The organism is Leptospiraceae bacterium, assembly GCA_016708435.1.
Classification (GTDB): Bacteria; Spirochaetota; Leptospiria; order Leptospirales; family Leptospiraceae; genus UBA2033.
This window is the reverse complement of the sequence record JADJFV010000009.1, coordinates 1-14,588: the sequence shown is the minus strand read 5'-3', so window position 1 is coordinate 14,588 and position 14,588 is coordinate 1. Positions and strand designations below refer to the sequence as shown.

The window sequence follows — 14,588 nt, the reverse complement described above, 5'->3', positions numbered from 1 at the left end:
GCCTCATTGGAATCAACTGTAATAGTTCTATGAATCAAAATATCTAAATTCTTATAAGCGTGTTCCAAAGGATTTCCCCCATTTGCCGCTTGCGCTTCGATTAAGTGGCCAGTCGAAGAATTGAATCACCCAACGAGAAGGAGATTGATCAGGACGAGAGTTTAAGTCTTCTCCGTTCAGATAAGGATAAAGACAATTTTTGTTCTTAGGATTTTTTCGTAATGAGTGCTTCTGCTTCTTCTGGCTCTAGGACAAATCCCATTCCTAATACAATCGAGCCTTGGAACGACTTACCCTCGTTAGCCTTTAGTTGGAATGGTTTTCCTTCTACTCTACTTTTTTGGGAAAGATAAGGATTAATAGAACTAACGTTCGTTTCTTTTCCGTGTTCGTCTACCAACGTTACCGAAGCTTTCCAATCTTGTCCTTTATGAATCCAAACATTCGCCACATAAACTGCCGCCGTATTCGGCCATTTCTGAGAAGGAATGGCTCTGTAGATTGTTCCAATACTCTTTGCATTACGTGTCGGAGAGGGGTTGGGGAGAGGTAATTTGATCCAAACCAGTCTCTCTCGTATCTCCCTGTGCAATCGTGTTGGTAGAAATCAGTCCAAAGTTTCCACCTTCTTTTAAAAGAGAAAAATTTCGTAAGAAAAAATAAGCTACTAAATCAGCACTTCCTCTTTTTTGATTGGCAAGATGATTGACCAGATACTCTCTGTATGCCTCTCCCATATTTCCTGTAATCTTCTGCCCGCCCATAAACGGAGGATTTCCCACAAACGCATCGAAGCCACCCTCTTTAAAGACCTCAGGAAATTCTAAATGCCAAAGAAATGGATTTTTGCCTTGTAAGACTTTTAATAATTTTTCAGGTTCACCAGATTGAGTAGCATATTGCTCTCTGGTGATTCCTTTGTACAAAGCCGCAGTTATTAAAGTCGCAGTTGCTCTCGGGACGTTTAACGCCTCATTTGCTTTTTCTAAGGTGATTCTTTTTTTATTTATAAACTCAATTGTATCATCCGGAGTATTTTCCAATTCTTCTCTAAGGGAAATAGAATCCCGCAAAGCATGTTTTAAATATCCATCCATCAGGATTTGATCTCCAAGATACTCTTCTAATTGAGTATTCGTAACTCCTAATAAACTATCTCCACATTTAAACGCATGATCTAAGAAACTAAATGGTTTTCCCTCATCGAGTGTCTCAAGCCAGATGGATAGTTTTGCCATCTCCACTGCCATAGGATTGATATCTACACCGTAAATGCATCTATCCGCTATTAGCCGCTTTGCTTGGAGCTTGCGTTTTTCTTTGTCTTCGGAAAAAAATTCTTCTTTTTGATTTCCCTCGGATTCTTTTCCAAATGGTAAAATTCTAGGAGCGCTTTCAGGATAAGTATCCAATGCCTCTAAGAGTCTATCTGCCATATACCGCAGAACTTGGACAAGGATTGCACCACTCCCCATCGCTGAATCACAAATTTTTAAAGTCAAAATTTCTTCTGGAGTTTTGATTTTCCATTCCGATTGAGGTTTACCTTCCATAACTCCCTTGTAAATCAAAGGCTCTAATGTATGAACTACGAGAGGAATGGACGTTTCTTCTGGAGTGTAGTGCGTTCCTGTTGCTCTTCTTTCATTTCCCGGTGCAACATACACACCGTTACCTACAACGACAAGCGGCTGATCAAATGTATCCTCTTCCAACAAGTCTAGATAGGGAGCAATTCTTTTTACTAAATCTTCCTTTCCCTCACAGACAGAACGAAGAAGCGTTAAGTCTTGGTCTTTCTTTTCTAATGTTAAATTCTTCTTAAACTGGTTTAGGTTTTTGACTTTTCTTTCTTCCAGATATTTTACAAAAGAGTTGATTCCTTTTTTAAATTCTTTTTCAATCTCGCTTAATTCTAAAATTGCTTCCGCGTCTTTTTTAGTTTTGAGTTTTAATAGAGTATCCTTTGTCGTTTTTGCTGTATGATCTAGAAGTCCTTCATAGACATGACCGATTTGTTTTACATCTAAAGATCGAAAGCTAATCCGTCTTGATTCCACTTCACCAGGGGCTAGTTTAATACGCAAAGTTTGAATTGCTTCTAATATATGCAATATAGTCCTATTGTGAATAGGCAGTGGCAATGCTTCGGATAAGGATTGTTTGCTACTGGTTCGCCCTTCTAAAAATGGATACCGATTGGGATCAAATAAACTTCCCCCATAGGCGGGTAAGGACAAATCTTGGTGATGAATTCCTTCATAGATAGCTCTACACGTTGCTAAGATTCGAATGTAAGCATCTTGTCTTCTTTCTAGAACTTCTTCTCCCTTTTGGTCTGCAATTTCTCTTAGTTCTTGGCGCAGGTTTAACAGACCATAAGAAGAAGCCTTGTCACCTATCTTTGGATTTCCAAATAACAGACCGTTTTCTTCCGCATAAAAAAGAAAAATGATACGCATCATAAACGTCAAAGCAGAGTTATACAGTTCAATCAGTGGAATTCCTTCCAGTAATTTTCCATCTCTATCTCGATTGATTCGATCCATGTTTTGGATAAAAATTTCCACCGCACGCTGAACTTGATCTCCAAGTTGTCTGGTAATTTCTATTTGTTCATTTTTACTCTTTTCATACAGGGCTAAAAGTGTTTCTTCTTCGGAAAGTCCATAAAATCGTCTAAGTTCCAATAGATTCTGAAAAGAAGAAAGAGAAATTTTTTCTTCCTGCCAGAATTCGCTGTCCCAAGTCGCATATCCGGTAGGCTCCTCCCTTTTTGAATATACAAGAGTCCAGATTCTTCCATTGGTAACAAGCCCAAGAGGAACGTTAGTTGCTCTAAGTAATTCTCTCATTTCATCAAGCGGCTTATCCTCTGTATGCACAGATGATTTTTCTAAATTTTTATTTGGTTCTAATACTCGAATGAGTAAGCTAGCAGATTCATTAAATAAAACATAGTCTGGTTTTAAATTTTTTCCCGTTACAGATCGAGCAGAAAGATTCTGTGGGATTTTCATAAAATCCAAAAGAAATTCTCTATATCCAAGCAGTTCGGCTAATACATATTCCACCCATACTTTATGAAAACGCAGATCGCCTTTATTTAGATTTATTTCTTCTTTCCATCGATTGTATGCGATAAATAGATTTTCTTGCATTCTCCTTTCAACAGGAAAAAGCCCATTTGGAAAAGCAGAGTTGAGCACACTCGGAACAAGAAAAGGACCAGAGACTTCAATGAGACTCAACCATTCAATATGATGTTTAATAATCGGTTTCAATACCACATTTTCCTTTTTTAAAAACTTTCTCAGACAGGATTTACAGGATGCACAGGATTATCATCATCCAAATTCCAAATTAAATCCTGAAAATCTTGTTAATCCTGTCTATATTCCTTCTTTTGGATTTTTATATTTTCCTTTTTTAAAAACTTTCTTAGACAGGATTTACAGGATGCACAGGATTATCATCATCCAAATTCCAAATTAAATCCTGAAAATCTTGTTAATCCTGTCTATATTCCTTCTTTTGGATTTTTATATTTTCTTTTTACTTGTACTGATTTACCAAAATTAATAAGTAATCCAAACTCATTATTTGAAGCCTTTAAATAATTTACTAACTGAGCTTCATGAATTTTAGCTAATGTCTCCACAGTCTTTATCTCTACTACAATGTTTTCATTCACAACAATATCAGCAAAGTAATCACCAACTAAGTTATCGTCATAATAGACCGGTAGTGGATATTGTTGTTTGACCTCAAAATTATTTTTCAATAACTCAATTTTAAAAGCATTCTCATAAACTTTCTCTAAAAAACCAAAACCTAACGTGTTATGAACCTTAAAAGCACAAGCTATAATCTTTTCTGTTATCTCTTCTTGTTCCATAAAACCAATCCTGAAAATCCTGTTAATCCTGTCTAAATAATCTCTTTATAAAACCATCACCTATTTAAGTCCGAAGGGATGAAAATACATACTCCCACCGGAAACACTTTGGGAACTTGGCTTGCGTATTTATCCTGAATCTTTTTTGTTTCCAACTCTATTTCTTTCGGAATTAATCCAAGCCTTCTGTTCAAATGCTCTCTGTCCTTTTTGTATTGATCTTTTTCCAATTCCGAAAATTCAAATGTCAATTGTTTTTCCTCAGGAGTGTTTAATAAACTATTAATTCTCTTTTCCAAATCTTTCAAAATCTCAGTGATATTTTTAATTTCCGTTTCTTTTCTTTTTTCTAATTCTTTTGCGAGTTCTTTTGCTCTAGAATCTACTCTTTGGCTTTGTGCTTTTTCCAGTGCAGGGCTAATCTTTTTCCAAAGTTGTAAAATATCTGATTTTCTCTTTGTAGAAATCGATTGTTTTAAAGGAATTGTTTTCTCTATTCTAACTAACTCTTCATGCTTAGAAATTTTTTCAATTTTTCCTTCTCGTAGATAACCACCGGAAAGTAAAATCTCTTCCTGAATTTTTTGATTGTTAGATCCAAGTATGAGTAGTCTTGAATAGAGGACGATTATAATATCTGAGGCAACATCAGAAGAAACAATTTTTGCAGTTAATCTCTTCAAATATTTACTTGGATTGGTTGACCAAACTTCTGCACGAAGTAGATTGAGCGATAGTCGAACGAGCGGGTGATTCATGTGGGCTAACACAACATCATCTCTACCTCTAATTCTTTCTGGATCAAATGTAATCGGGCGAACTTTACCAGAAAAAGGATGAAGCAAACCTTCATTAGCCTGTGCCCAGCTTCCACTAAAACTCGGAACTTTAAATAACAAATCAGAATCCGGATAGAGCGGAGTATCGCTAGTAACCGGAATCAATTCAGGTTTTGCAGAAATCTTTAAAGCGAGTTTTACGGAATTGAAAATTTCGTTTGGTGAAATATGAAGAGTTGTCTTTGTTTCTTCTAGCTTTCGTTTACTTTCTTCGATTTGTTTTTTTAAATCCTGTTCTAATTTTAATACTTTCTTACTAACAGAATTATCATCGTCTTCTCTAATATCCAACGAATTTCTCTTTCCAAGCATCGCTTCTTGCACTTGTTTGGCAAGAATCGGTCCGATCTTTCCTAAGTCTTCTCGAATCCTTTCTATTTTTAAAGCGGCTCTCATTAAAAATTCTAAATCCGCTTCAAGATCACCGACCTTAGCCGCTACAACATTGTTTTTATACCCAGAGCCTACAAAGTGATAAATATTCACTTTATCAGCTTTTTGTCCATGTCGATCAAGCCTACCATTTCTTTGCTCCATTCGATTCGGGTTCCAAGGGATTTCATAGTGAATTAAATCATTGCAAAAATTCTGTAAATCAATTCCTTCCGATGCAGCGTCAGTCGCTAACAATATTCTGACTTTTGATTCTTTAGGATCCGCTTGAAATGCCGCTTTTATTTTTTCACGGTCTTCTACTTTCATGCCTCCATAGATACTCATGATTCTGTCCTCTCCTGAAATTCCAGCAGTAGAAAAAATCGTATCCAGAAGCCATTTCTGTGTATCCCTATATTCAGTAAAAATTAGAACTCTTCTATCATTCCATTTTCCATTTGTGAATAAATGTTCCTTTATCCAATATACTAATTTATTTGCTTTAGAATCTTTATTTCCACTTTCGCTAAAATTAGAACCGTACTCTTTTAATTTTTTAAGGATGGCTAATTGGTCTTTGTTTAATGATTCAAAGTATTCAGATACTTCTTCGACAACAGATTCAGTAGAGGAATCAAACTCTTCATCATCATTAAACTCATCGTCTATGATGGATAACTTTTGTTGAAAAGAATTTTCTCTGATTGCAGTTGATTTATTAGTTTTTTCTAATATTGTTTTTTCATGTTTTTCAATTGTTTTTCGGAAAGCCGCCGGCGAAGAGAATAATCGTTTTTTTAATAACTTCATTACAAAATCAAAAATTACACCTCTATAACCTTTTACATCATCGGTGAATGAATCAGCATATTCCTGCAAAAGCTTATGTGCATTTAATTCTTCTTTTGTATATTCCACAGAAAGATGCTGAATTTCCCTTGGAGGAAAAAGCATATTACCCATAACTCTATCTTTAAATTCTGATTTTAAACGACGAATCATGATAGTTCTAAGTTGTTTCTGATCTATTTCAATTCCTCGTGCAAAACGCTGGTCGTCCAATAATTCTAACAGAGCTGTAAAACTTTCCGGATATCCATTATGAGGAGTTGCCGTTAAAAATAACTTATGTTCAAAATGAGGAGCAAGAACTCGGATCACTTTAGTTCTTTGTGAATCAGTAGCATACTTTCCTTTGCCCGAAGGAGCAACGTTATGCGCTTCATCTAGGATGAGTAAATCAAAATCTCTTTGAAATTTATTTTCATCTGATTTTAAGGAATCTTCAAATAATCGAAGAGGTCTATCTCTTTTGATATAATCAATCGAAGTAATCAATCTTGGATAGTGTGTCCAGGGATTGGTATAAATTCCTCTTTCTCTTCGCAAGGATCTCATCAGTTCAGAATCAACAATTTTAAAATTGAGACCAAATTTATCTCTCATTTGTTCTTTCCACTGGAGTTGCAAAGCAGAGGGACAAACAATCATTATCCGTCTGGCTTTTTGACGAATGACTAATTCTTGCGCTATAAGTCCTGCTTCAATGGTTTTACCAAGTCCTACATCGTCGGCTATTAGCAAGTTGGCTCTAGGCATATCTAATGCACGAATCAGAGGTTCAAGTTGATATCCTTCTATTTGCGCACCAGACCGAAAAAGGAGCTTGTAGGTTTTTAGAATAACTAGAATAAATTACATTCCAGCGAATCGCATTTAGAAACGAATCAAATTCAGAAGGATCATCAAAATCCTCTCCAGATGGAAGTAAGTTTTCATTCACTTTTGCACCGGGCTCAATTTCCCAAGCAACAATGATTTCTTCCCCAAAACCATCTTCTTCTATGCTGGATAAATAAACTAAATGATGCTTTTGTTGATTGCGTGTTAAAGAACTCTCAATACTTTCGGATATATCGCGAACAACGTACTTTCTATTTCTAACTTCTGCAACTTGACCAATATCCGGTATTAAACTCACAATGATTTCCCCAAAACTAACACTCTAGAATATGCAGTTTTAAAGCAAGGAAAATAACGATTTTCCCTTGAAAATTATAGGATTACGAAACAATTCTATAGATAAACAGGATTGACAGGCATGATCCCCTACGGATACAACTTATCCCTATCCTTCTCCGGTTTCTCAAGAAAAGTCTTCAAGGCAAGATTCAAAATAAGGTTATTTTTCCTTTCTTTTCTTTTTTATCTATTTTTAGGGGGGATGGGCTGTATCCAAAAATAGTCCACTCTCTTAGTTGATACGCCATCTTGTGTGAAAAACGCGCGTTGCATTTACCATTCAACATATTTTTGGTTTTTAATACACGAAAAAAAATATGCTACAACATCGGGCCATAAAAGGACAGCATTAGTTGGACTTCGACTAGCCGGCAACCATTTCCCAATGATTTTACCTTTTTCTATACTTCCCCGTGCATACAAAAATGAGTAAACGATATCCTTTTCGTTTTTTGAGATAAAATTGTATTTATCTTCGCCATCAAAGTAAAGCATGTTAATTTCAAGTAAAAAGGGTGTCCATCCATGGTCAGAATATCCCCAAACATTTAATAGTTCTCCGATAACAATGTCTTCATCAGTATTAGGCTTTATATCAATTATAAATGCTTTATCTGCGTAACCATTTTTGCTTAGCAGTAATGGAACATCTAAACTCCATTTATATGGCTCTGTTTGATCGGGCTGCATTGTCTTGGTTAGTAACCAAGGTATCCAACCTTGATTACAACCAAAAATATGAGCTTCCTCAGAATAATTAAATTTGACTTGGTTACCGATTATTTTTTTTTCGTATATTGAGTACATGACATTTCCTTAAGCACGTATTTTACACAACTTTTATTATGCTTACTTTACATTCGTTTAATGCTATCGATTAATACAAAAGCCAAATCGAAACCAATTACGATATCATCAATTAATAAAGTCAAACATACATGGAAACTAAAATAGGTGTAAACTTTGTCAATGTAAATGCTCTGTGCTACTTTAAAAACCAAGCTTTCATTAGTTAAAAATTATTGGAGAGAAAGTAGAGAAATAAAATTAAAATATCAAAAAAACTACGGATACAACTTATCCCTTTCCTTCTCCGGCTTCTCCAGAAAAGTCTTCAAAGCAAGATTTACAATAAAATTCCTAGACCTGGACTTTCGCTTGGTTTCTTCTTCTAACTCTTCGCTCATCTCATTAGGAACTTGAATGGAAAAGATTGTTTTTTCTTTGTCTGCCATGATTGTTTCCACCCAAACAAAGCAATGATTTATTCACTCTGGTGAATTTAGAATATAAGATAGATTCTGACATTGCGCTAATCAAAGAAGAGCGGGTAATCTACTGTAGACTCTTGCAGACTGTTAGAGGAATTTATTTAGACAATTGTGTGGTTCGATACGCTTGCTTGGACGCTGCTACTCACCAACCTTACTTTTTTATTTAACAAAATCTAATCTTTTATCGGTGTCCATCCGTGTTCATCGGTGGTAATCTTTAATGAGTTACTATTCCATTGGAAATTGTAATGGACATTTATTTTTAAAAGACAAAATTGTAAACAGGGGACAATGGGCAGAATTCGCTCGGCATTTTAATCTATGAATATTTCAGAACTTACTTTAAACCAAATCATTTCCACAAGTGGCGATTCTACTTTACTCTCATACAAGTATGAAAACCAAGTCCTCGAATTTACTCTTCATCATTCTGAATTGGACAATGATATTTTATTCAAAGTCGAAACCTCTGAGCTTCGTGTTTTGCTTCCTAATAATTATGTTGGTGATACTACTTCTAAAACTTGTTTCATAGAACTTCTCGAACTTTCGAAAGCTTTACCAGTAGCGAATAATCACTATATACCTTCCTCTGATTTTGGTAAACTTAGGCAAGAATGCAAATCCGGTTTTAATCTTGCCTATGGCAAGAAAGTTGAGGATAATCAGTATTTACTCTCACTCAAAGGCACACACACTTTGCTTTGCTGTGTGGTGAAGGATTTGAGCGGGGTTAGTTTTTCCATTCACTGACAATCAAAGTAACCCGGTCATTTCGAACTAGCAGCATCCAAGCTTGCGCCGTGAGAAATCTATCTGGCAATACAACGATAGTTCTAAGGATGATAGACCTCTCACGATACTGCTGTTCGAGGTGACAGGAGTAGTAGTTTCCTTTTACCTTTGTATAAGAAGACGATGCACATAACATAGGGTAGCAATGGGTTCCCTAATACCTTTTAATGGGGTTAAGGGCATAGGGAACCTATCCCGTATAGCTTTGAACCTATCGCTACCCTAGCTTTGATAAAACGTTATCTTATACGCAGCTTATACAAAGCGTATACACAGCATTAGCCTCAGTGCGGTCATTTCGAACTAGCAGCATCCGAGTTTGCGCTGTGAGAAATCTATCTGGCAATGATACGATAATAGACATATCACGTGCGAAGGCGTTGGGCGCGACCAAGCGCAGGGTGGAAGGCTGTTCGATGTGACAGTCAAATATACCTTAATTACGCAGTTCAGCGGGAAAAGTGTCGAACTACGTAATTATTGGAAAAAAATATTCCATTAGAAAAAATTTAAGTTTACTTTTTTTCTTATTCGAGTATTCTCATTTTCCGAAAAATCAATTTCACAGGAGTATTACAAAGAGTATCCACTCAAATTATTTAGATTCATAACATAGTGGGTAACAATACTTTACCTCATTTTCACAGACGATGAGATTAAGTGAGCTTGATTAAGGAAATTTTATTTATGAAATTATTTTTATTATATTCAGTAACAGTGATTGAAGTGATCGATGGGGATACATTCAAGGGTGAAGTCGATCTTGGTTTCGATGTGCGGATAACAAGACATTTCCGCGTATTCGGATTGGATACACCGGAGATATTTCGACCATCATCCGATTCGGAACGAGTCAGGGGCGTGCTTGCAAAAGACCGAGCCTGTGAACTCCTCCTGGATAAAGAAGTCGAAGTAAAACTTCACGGCACTGAAAAATACGGACGTGCTCTTGTGGAAGTTATTTTACCGGACAAACGTGATTATACAACTCTCATGATTCAAGAGGGATTTAGTAAAACAAAAGGTATGGTAGTGGCTTAAAACGGTCACCTCGAACAGCTTCATCGTCCGCCCTACGCTTGACGCGCCCTTCGCCTTCGCAAGGTCTATCTTGCTTAATACTCTGTAATTTGTCAGATAGATTTCTCACGCTCGGTTCGAAATGACTGTGTAGTAGCATAATCATCATTATCCACACGATGCGAAAAAGGATGACAATTAAAATCAAATAACTCAGCCCCGCAAAGATCGGGGCGAGAAAAAGGAACTTATTTATATGGGAAAATTAACAAGAAAAATTTTAGGAAACGTTGCCGGAGCTGTTGGTGACATTACATTTTCAGATTGGAACGGACAGACTGTTATCAAGGCAAAGTCAGAAGGTAGCAAATCAGCACCAACCCCTGCACAACTTTTTGTTCGAGAAAAGTTTAAGGCTATGACCACCCTGAGTAATGCGTTTACTCAGGTCATTCCTCTTGGCTTAGATGGAACAGCAGAGGGCATCACCAAATACAATGTTTTTAGAAGGATTAACTATCCAACTATTTCCGGCACTGCTGGTGCATTGGTTGTGGATAACGCGGCTATTGTGGTCAGCCGAGGAAAGTTAGAAGCCTTAAATGACATAGCCCTTGCCAACGCAGGACAAAACATCACAGTTACTTGGAACTATGGAGGCTATGGAATCGGAACCGACAAGGTGACAATGGTTGCCTATAACCCTGTTGCAAAGCAGACAGTTGTAAACACAGCCTCTATCCGTTCTGGTGGCACATCTACATTAGCCGTTCCAGCAACATGGGCAACCCAACAAGTTTTTGTCTACATCTTCACAGGCAATGGTGACATTTCAAGCACTTCACAATACGCAGGTAGTGTGACAGTTTAAGTAGGAGGCTTTTTAGAAATTCAAATCCCCCCTGCCCCCGGCGAAGGCGTTGGTCAGCGAAAGCTGAAGGGCGGATAAAAAAGGGGGTTTCGATGAAGAGTGACTTTTTACAGAAAGTCACTTCTTAGAACAAAACCCCCTTTCGCAAAGGGGGATCAAGGGGGATTTTTCTAACGCCTACTTTGGAGTAACCACCATGGCAAAATTAACAAATGAATTAAACAAAGGACTTCGTGGTAGATTGGGAAACTTAGTCTACTATGAATCAAAAGGACAAACATGTGTCAGGAGTCTTCCTAAAAGCTACAACGACAGGAAGAGTGATAAACAAATCGTGCACCGCGCGCGTATTAAAGGTATGGGATCTTTATTTCAAGTTTTCAGACCTGCACTTCGGTATGATATTGCAAACAAGAATTCAAACAAAGCGGCTGTGTTTTGTTCTTTAAATTGGAAGAATGTTTCCTATGACTTAGACTCTGATGCATTGTCTATCAAATACGACGAATTGGTATTAACTAACGCTAGTATGAAAGAACTTCTTGGTCTGCGTATAACGCATAATTTCAATCAAGTTTACTTTCAATGGGAGCTTGATAATTTACAGGATGACAGCTATTATGTGCTCTGTGTTGTCTATGCAAAGGGAATACAGCAAGTCTATGTTTCGGATGTAAGAAGAAGAGAACTTTCTGCTACTGTAAATCTTCCTGCCGATGCGGGGGAGATTATAACTTACACAATCGCACACAGGCGGACAGCATGACTGATCTATTGGTAAATATCAAAAAGAATGTATACGAGCTAGTATCTGCTATTTTTTATTTATTGCACTTTATTTTTTAAAACAAGCTCATGCATGATTATTTTAGTTATCAAGGATTCTTTCAGTCTATTCGCTTTAAGATTTTAAAGATTGAAAAGCTTGCTCAGTTATTAGTTCTATCTGGTTCGGATAGAGTAGTTCTTTATGAACTAATTGGAGATTTTTTTATTCCTACTGCGTTTAGTTTGCGGGATGGAATTAGTTTTCAACATTCTGAGAGAATTCCCAAAGCAAGTGGATTCTTTAATTGGTATCAGGCACTCGAAGAAGGAGGAGCAGAGATTTACAATGATTTGCCTGTATCTTCGCTTAATACCTGTAAGTCGATTCAATATTCACTCATCAAGAACCAAGAAGGAAGACCAAAGGCTATCTTAATGTTGCACTTTGTTTTCCAATCAGAAGGACATCTCACCTGGTCTTCTCAAACAATACAAATTAAAATTGAAGGACATTTTATATATGCAAAAGAAGATTCAAAAAACTTCTCGCTGTTCTCATTTCTTTTCTTACAAGACTTGTAGAACTCATCACAATTAAAAATATTTTACGAATTGCTTTAATGGCTCTAAATATTCGTATCATTCAGTTTGAGCTTTCCCGCGAGGGGTATACCTTCGTTACCCTCCCGATTTATGGATTACCCACAGAGATTCCGCTTGTTTTGCTTTTGTTTTTTGCGGCTCTTGCCAATTCTGGACTCTTAGAAGGATTTCTGTTTTTATATACCAAACTTTTCACACCCAAGACTGGGAGGAAAGCATGAAACAGGTTAAACTTATTTCGCCCACTGGTAAATCGGTTCGACTCATGGATCATTTTGGGTCTGGCTTATTCAACGCTCCAAGAGGAAACGAAAACACAATGGAATCGATTTTATCTGTGAGCCTGGGCAAGTCATTGTTAGTCCTGTTGATGGAATTGTAATTCGACAGGCATTTCCCTATACTGATAAGAATTATTCAGGTGTTCTTTTGGGAAACGATTCACTTAGTTTAAAGATGTTCTACTTTATTCCTGATAAGAAAGTTTTAGGAAAACGAGTCAAGCAAGGAGACAGACTCGGAATCGCTCAAGATATTTCCAAGCGATACAGCAGCAAGGATCGAAAGATGATTCCTCATATCCATCTCCAAATCGAGTGCCTAGACCCAACGGTGCTTATGTTATAATATTTTAGAAAGAAAACTTCATTCGGGGGTGCGAACATCCCCATTTTTTAAATTGTATTTTTATTCGGTTTTCAGTCCTTCTTTCGTTCCCAGTATTCGCGACCAACTCATCTCCCTCTCTGTGTCTTCTATACTCTGTGGCAATCCTCCATTCAAATCAGGAAATTTTTTCGCAAATAGATTAATTTATGTAATTGTGATTTTCCCATAGGATGCCGATAGAAATTATGGAACAGAAAAAAGTAAGTTTATGTCGCTTATTGAGAGAATCACTGCAAAGATAGAAAAGTTAGACCATCTTTGTGGTAATATTATCCCAGAAGAATTAGACAGCAACGAGACGAAAGAAGTAAATGGAACAGTTAAGTATTCCGAATGGAAAAAGGCTTGATTGATAATTTGATCCTTTCTGAGTGAAAGCTGAGAAAGAAGAGCGCAGAATTGGTGACTTATTACCACTCGCTATCAGCAGTAGATTAGCCAGTAGTTTCGTTTTCTTCTAAATTCCATTTCTAATTAGGAGATTCTGTAGAGGAAGAATTTAGGATGACAATCGCAAACGTAAACAATAACTTAAATACTTATCTTTATAGTTCTCTGCAAGAGGACTTGCAAGGACTTGTCAATCAAGCTCGAGCTGAAATATCGGAGCAAGAAGCAATTGAAGTTCCAAAGCCTGCCGCAAATCCAATAGAAGGACCTCGCGAAATAAAAGAGATGAATATGTTCTGGAGTATTAAAACCTAAAGAAGTTACTTTAGAAGAAAGAATGAGTCAGTCATCAGTCCTGAGGAAATGAAGGATTTACTTTCTATGCTCATGAACACCACGCATTTACACACCAGGTCAAATGGTGGATATAAAAGGGTAAGGGGTTCCTCTCTGGATCGCAATCATTATACAGGATAGTTCTTTCTGGGCTTCTAGGAATATTATTTATTCTTTGCCTAGTTGACTACTCGCATTTTACAATCAACTGATAGCTCCCTTTATCCAGCAGAAAATTTCAGAAATTGAATATCCTCCTGAGATTGGGCAGAAGTTTGTTCATAGGGAACGAAACAGATCGTGTATCTTATTTTTCCATTGCGTGGGAATACTGGTCAGATACTCTACAAAATGTTCCGCTATTTCAGAAGACCATTTATCCTTTACTCTTCAAGAAAGATCCTCGTGGAGAAGAATATACAATTACCATCAAAAGAGAGGTCCTGTTCTTTATAAGCATCCTCGTATGAGTCATTTTTTAAAGTTGGCTTCCACTGAAAGATTAAGAAAGTCACGGAACTCATAGGCAAAGTTGCCGAGTTTAGACTATCGAATAAAAATTTCTAAAGAGAGAATGACAGATTTTATCGAAAATCACCTTTGACTTCTGCATTTAAGCCATTAGCCGGTTCTGGAGTCGAAAGAATGAAATTTATTTTTACATTCAGCAAAGTTCATCCTGGTTTTAACTTAAAAACTAAAAATCGAAAAGGACTTTTTCCTCTCGG

Annotated in this window: 16 protein-coding genes and 1 pseudogene; 10 read left to right on the top strand and 7 right to left on the bottom strand. The window is 36.8% G+C overall.

Features of this window, described 5'->3' with window-relative positions; translation table 11 throughout:
• Positions 1-205 precede the first annotated feature (205 nt).
• The 6 genes and pseudogenes from IPH52_14420 to IPH52_14395 form a co-directional block, all read right to left on the bottom strand.
• Positions 206-451, bottom strand: coding sequence for a hypothetical protein (locus tag IPH52_14420; protein ID MBK7056212.1), 246 nt, complete (start codon positions 449-451; stop codon positions 206-208).
• A 70-nt stretch (positions 452-521) separates the two neighbouring features.
• Positions 522-3,284, bottom strand: a complete 2,763-nt coding sequence (locus IPH52_14415) for a hypothetical protein (protein ID MBK7056211.1) — start codon at positions 3,282-3,284, stop codon at positions 522-524.
• A 236-nt stretch (positions 3,285-3,520) separates the two neighbouring features.
• Positions 3,521-3,898, bottom strand: a complete 378-nt coding sequence (locus tag IPH52_14410; GenBank protein ID MBK7056210.1) for a GxxExxY protein — start codon at positions 3,896-3,898, stop codon at positions 3,521-3,523.
• A 56-nt stretch (positions 3,899-3,954) separates the two neighbouring features.
• Positions 3,955-7,093, bottom strand: a pseudogene (locus IPH52_14405) (DEAD/DEAH box helicase family protein).
• 314 nt (positions 7,094-7,407) lie between these two features.
• A complete protein-coding gene (locus IPH52_14400; GenBank protein MBK7056209.1) occupies positions 7,408-7,941 on the bottom strand; it encodes a hypothetical protein in 534 nt (177 codons plus the stop codon).
• 257 nt (positions 7,942-8,198) lie between these two features.
• Complete coding sequence (locus IPH52_14395; protein MBK7056208.1) at positions 8,199-8,369, bottom strand: hypothetical protein; 171 nt, start codon at positions 8,367-8,369, stop codon at positions 8,199-8,201.
• A 2-nt stretch (positions 8,370-8,371) separates the two neighbouring features.
• Between IPH52_14395 and IPH52_14390 the strand changes: the two genes are divergently transcribed.
• The gene (locus tag IPH52_14390) at positions 8,372-8,575 is read left to right on the top strand and encodes a hypothetical protein (protein MBK7056207.1); all 204 of its coding nucleotides are present in this window, start codon (positions 8,372-8,374) and stop codon (positions 8,573-8,575) included.
• 154 nt (positions 8,576-8,729) lie between these two features.
• Entirely contained in the window at positions 8,730-9,161 is a 432-nt protein-coding gene (locus tag IPH52_14385; GenBank protein ID MBK7056206.1) for a hypothetical protein, read from the top strand.
• On the opposite strand, the gene IPH52_14380 is transcribed toward IPH52_14385, so the two are convergent.
• Positions 9,142-9,339 carry a hypothetical protein gene (locus IPH52_14380; GenBank protein MBK7056205.1) on the bottom strand — a complete coding sequence of 66 codons (198 nt, stop codon included), beginning with the start codon at positions 9,337-9,339 and terminating at the stop codon, positions 9,142-9,144. The genes IPH52_14385 and IPH52_14380 overlap by 20 nt on opposite strands.
• 551 nt (positions 9,340-9,890) lie before the next feature.
• On the opposite strand from IPH52_14380, the gene IPH52_14375 reads away from it, so the two are divergent.
• The 8 genes from IPH52_14375 (at position 9,891) to IPH52_14340 (ending at position 13,839) form a co-directional block, all read left to right on the top strand.
• A complete protein-coding gene (locus tag IPH52_14375) occupies positions 9,891-10,244 on the top strand; it encodes a thermonuclease family protein (GenBank protein MBK7056204.1) in 354 nt (117 codons plus the stop codon).
• A gap of 235 nt (positions 10,245-10,479) precedes the next feature.
• Positions 10,480-11,094 (top strand): hypothetical protein, encoded by a 615-nt coding sequence (locus IPH52_14370; protein ID MBK7056203.1) that lies wholly within the window; start codon positions 10,480-10,482, stop codon positions 11,092-11,094.
• 196 nt (positions 11,095-11,290) lie between these two features.
• Positions 11,291-11,860, top strand: coding sequence for a hypothetical protein (locus tag IPH52_14365; GenBank protein ID MBK7056202.1), 570 nt, complete (start codon positions 11,291-11,293; stop codon positions 11,858-11,860).
• Positions 11,861-11,949: 89 nt separating this feature from the next.
• Positions 11,950-12,444 (top strand): hypothetical protein, encoded by a 495-nt coding sequence (locus IPH52_14360; protein MBK7056201.1) that lies wholly within the window; start codon positions 11,950-11,952, stop codon positions 12,442-12,444.
• Between the two features lie 38 nt (positions 12,445-12,482).
• Positions 12,483-12,686: a hypothetical protein gene (locus IPH52_14355; GenBank protein MBK7056200.1), complete on the top strand. Its 204-nt coding sequence runs from the start codon at positions 12,483-12,485 to the stop codon at positions 12,684-12,686.
• A gap of 31 nt (positions 12,687-12,717) precedes the next feature.
• Positions 12,718-13,092 (top strand): peptidoglycan DD-metalloendopeptidase family protein, encoded by a 375-nt coding sequence (locus IPH52_14350; protein MBK7056199.1) that lies wholly within the window; start codon positions 12,718-12,720, stop codon positions 13,090-13,092.
• A 250-nt stretch (positions 13,093-13,342) separates the two neighbouring features.
• A complete protein-coding gene (locus IPH52_14345) occupies positions 13,343-13,483 on the top strand; it encodes a hypothetical protein (GenBank protein ID MBK7056198.1) in 141 nt (46 codons plus the stop codon).
• A 155-nt stretch (positions 13,484-13,638) separates the two neighbouring features.
• Entirely contained in the window at positions 13,639-13,839 is a 201-nt protein-coding gene (locus IPH52_14340) for a hypothetical protein (protein ID MBK7056197.1), read from the top strand.
• The last annotated feature ends 749 nt before the right edge of the window (positions 13,840-14,588 follow it).

Excerpts from the sequence above, each read along its gene's own strand:
- IPH52_14345 (MBK7056198.1), top strand. The coding sequence starts at position 13,343 with ATGTCGCTTATTGAGAGAATCACTGCAAAGATAGAAAAGTTAGACCAT.
- IPH52_14375 (MBK7056204.1), top strand. The coding sequence starts at position 9,891 with ATGAAATTATTTTTATTATATTCAGTAACAGTGATTGAAGTGATCGAT.
- IPH52_14385 (MBK7056206.1), top strand. The coding sequence starts at position 8,730 with ATGAATATTTCAGAACTTACTTTAAACCAAATCATTTCCACAAGTGGC.
- IPH52_14370 (MBK7056203.1), top strand. The coding sequence starts at position 10,480 with ATGGGAAAATTAACAAGAAAAATTTTAGGAAACGTTGCCGGAGCTGTT.
- IPH52_14365 (MBK7056202.1), top strand. The coding sequence starts at position 11,291 with ATGGCAAAATTAACAAATGAATTAAACAAAGGACTTCGTGGTAGATTG.
- IPH52_14360 (MBK7056201.1), top strand. The coding sequence starts at position 11,950 with ATGCATGATTATTTTAGTTATCAAGGATTCTTTCAGTCTATTCGCTTT.
- IPH52_14410 (MBK7056210.1), bottom strand. The coding sequence starts at position 3,898 with ATGGAACAAGAAGAGATAACAGAAAAGATTATAGCTTGTGCTTTTAAG.
- IPH52_14355 (MBK7056200.1), top strand. The coding sequence starts at position 12,483 with ATGGCTCTAAATATTCGTATCATTCAGTTTGAGCTTTCCCGCGAGGGG.
- IPH52_14400 (MBK7056209.1), bottom strand. The coding sequence starts at position 7,941 with ATGTACTCAATATACGAAAAAAAAATAATCGGTAACCAAGTCAAATTT.
- IPH52_14380 (MBK7056205.1), bottom strand. The coding sequence starts at position 9,339 with ATGTTATGTGCATCGTCTTCTTATACAAAGGTAAAAGGAAACTACTAC.
- IPH52_14395 (MBK7056208.1), bottom strand. The coding sequence starts at position 8,369 with ATGGCAGACAAAGAAAAAACAATCTTTTCCATTCAAGTTCCTAATGAG.
- IPH52_14340 (MBK7056197.1), top strand. The coding sequence starts at position 13,639 with ATGACAATCGCAAACGTAAACAATAACTTAAATACTTATCTTTATAGT.